The 2,670-nt window shown below is 62.4% G+C and carries 3 protein-coding genes; all 3 read right to left on the bottom strand.

Translation table 11 applies throughout. The features are described 5' to 3' along the window. Positions 1 to 59 precede the first annotated feature (59 nt). On the bottom strand, positions 60 to 236 hold the full coding sequence (locus tag QK444_RS35305; protein ID WP_282786337.1) for a hypothetical protein: 177 nt from the start codon (positions 234 to 236) through the stop codon (positions 60 to 62). 727 nt (positions 237 to 963) lie between these two features. Beyond that, complete coding sequence (locus tag QK444_RS35300; protein WP_282786336.1) at positions 964 to 1,401, bottom strand: YdcF family protein; 438 nt, start codon at positions 1,399 to 1,401, stop codon at positions 964 to 966. A 480-nt stretch (positions 1,402 to 1,881) separates the two neighbouring features. Continuing rightward, a partial coding sequence (locus QK444_RS35295) for an AfsR/SARP family transcriptional regulator (protein WP_282786334.1) occupies positions 1,882 to 2,670 on the bottom strand: 789 nt, incomplete at its 5' end.

Raw genomic sequence — 2,670 nt, 5'->3', positions numbered from 1 at the left:
TACTGGGGCCCGGGGGGGGGGGGCCCCACCCCCCCCCCCGCGGTTGGTGCTTCGAGGAATCAGAGACAGAACTTGAGATCGCCCGGACCGAACGGCAACCCGAAGCACAGTTCGACCGAGCCTGCGATCGGTGTGGCTGTGGTGGGAGTCGCGGCAGCGGCGGAACCGGCGCCGACAGCGCCGATGGAGAGCGCGCAGGCGGATACGGCCAGCGCGCGGATAATTCTGGAATTCATTGGCATTCCTCGATTGTGCGATGTACGTGTCTCGGATTCGGAGACCGGACTATCAGATCACAGCTCGCGGAGCGAATCAGTTTATGTGCGCAGAGTCTTGGGTCTTCATCTTCTTTATTGCAGGATCGTCGTGATTTTTCACAGCGCGAGGGGGTGAAAGGGGCAGGATGGTGTGCCATCTATTTGTGTTCTGTGCCAATCGATGAGGATATCTGCTGTGATCTGGATCAGACCACGTTGGCCGGTTCGCCGCGCCGATTGGAACGGCCCTAGGCTGAATTCACCCGCTACAAACCCCACAGCGGGTAGTGGACAGTGTTGTCCACGTCAAGGTGCACACCGGGTGCCCTGCCCAATTCCGATTCGCCCGGTGTGTACCGGTCCGCGGCTCCGAGTTCCTCGTCCGATCAGTTCGTGCTCATGGCCAGAGGCTGCGTGACGGCAGTGGGCGTAAGCCGGGCCGTACCATATTGTCGATAGTCACGGTGAGCCCCGCGTTGATCGCTGCGGAGGCGTACTCCCATGCTTCCTTAGTGGATGCGGAGTATTCGACGCTCAGCTCTTCGCCTGGTTGGTCGCCATCGAAATACACCGTAACTCGAAGCGAGTGGGGCGTGGGATCGGCAGGGATTTCGGGCATGCTGGTCGAGTTCCTTCCGGGATCGCGGAATTATGTGATCGGCGCAGGTTGAAAACGTGCGGAGGTAACGGTGGTAACGCCCGCGACTCAGAGCGGTCCGAATCTCAGCAGCGGGGGCGTCTGCTCAGGGGTGTAGGTGCCGACGACGGAGACCCCGTTGTCGGCGAAGTACGACTGTGCTCGGGGAAGGTGATCGGCTGAGGTGACCAGGAGGGCGTCGTGGCAACCGAGTCCCCCCATGACCAGCGCCGCCAGCTTGGCGTTCTCCCATGTCGACCTGGCGCCGGACTCGAGGTGGACGCGATCACGGGCAATGCCGCGCGCGATGAGCCAGTCGGCCATCGCTCGCGCCTCGGTGGTGCCGGACCGGGGATTGCCGCCGGTCACGATGACCGGCGCGACAGGGGACACGATCGCCGCCACATACCCTGCCCGGAGGCGTTCGACCAGAGCGGGGCGCATGGAGCCGTCAGGTCGTAGTCCGTAGCCGAGGATGATGATCGCTGTCGTGTGTGATACCCGCACCGGCAGTCCGGTGGTTCGCGGTGGCCCTGGCGGTGCCTGTTCCGCTGCGGACCCGCTGTGGAGAACTGGCTCCGCTACGGGCGCCGGGGAGGCCGACACAACTATTACGTGCAGGCTGACGCTCAATGCGAGCAAGGCTGTTGTGCGTGCAATAACGCGGAACGAACTACGGAACACAATGCCGCGCATGGGAAACTCCGGGGGCTGCTCACGAATGGATATCCCGGTTCGATTACCGGGTGGCTATATGGTTGCCCTGCGCCGGTTGTTTGTCGTCGATTCAACTCGATGTGTGGACAACTCACCGCAGTAGCCGTGCCATATTGTGATATCCAGTATTCGATCCGAGGAGCCCTCGGTGGATTTGCTTTGTGATCCGTCACCATTCGGGGAACGCTTGATTGGTGGCGTCTGAACGGATATTCAAGCGTTAACCGCAAATCGCCGCGACGGGCATTGTGGCGATAGCCGTGGCTTACATCAGGCCGTCAACCGGTTCCTTAATGCCGGATGCACGGCTTCCGCACGTCTCAGGACTGCTGTAGCCGTGTCCAGCGCACTGTCCTGCGCGAGGATGCTCTCGTATAGGCACGAGAGCGCACGTCCGGGCTCTACACCGAGCTCCGCGTCCAGGCGTTGCCTGGTGCGGTGGAACAGGTGCAGAGCTTCGGACTGGCGGCCCGTGCGGTAGAGCGCGAGCATCAGCAGTTCACACACGCGTTCGCGGGACGGGGCTGCGGCGATGAGCCGTTGCAGTTCGACCGTGGCCTGCCGATTGTTGCCAAGTAGCAGGTACGCGCTCACGAGGTCTTCCTGAGCCAGGGTGCGTTGCTCCTCGAGGAAGGCCGCGGCGGACCGGCAGCGTTCGCCGACGAGGGTGTCCAGGAGTGCGGGGCCCCGCCACAATTGCAGCCCGTGCTGCAGTGACCGTAGTGCGCGTGCCGGATCAACGGTCAAGTCACTGAATCCACGCGCGACGTGATCCAAGAATCGGTTGGCGTCCACCGCATCGCGTGGGATTTCGAGTACGTAGCCATTCTGTACCGCCCGCAGGGTAGCGGGTTCTCCGAATCCATGCGCAAACTTATCGATCATCTTTCTGATGCGCGTGGCCTGCGCTTGGATCGCGTTGCGTGGATTCTTGAGTAGTTCGCCCGGCCATAACTCTTCCGCCAGCTCGTTGTAATAGACGGTGTTGCCGGCCTTCAGGGTGAGGGCGGCCAGCATCGCGCGGATCTTTTCGGCCCGAACCTCTGCACGATTGCCGCC

Source organism: Nocardia sp. CC201C (genome assembly GCF_030010695.1).
GTDB lineage: Bacteria > Actinomycetota > Actinomycetes > Mycobacteriales > Mycobacteriaceae > Nocardia > Nocardia otitidiscaviarum.
Note: the sequence above shows the minus strand (reverse complement) of the source record. Positions and strands in the feature narration are given on the sequence as shown.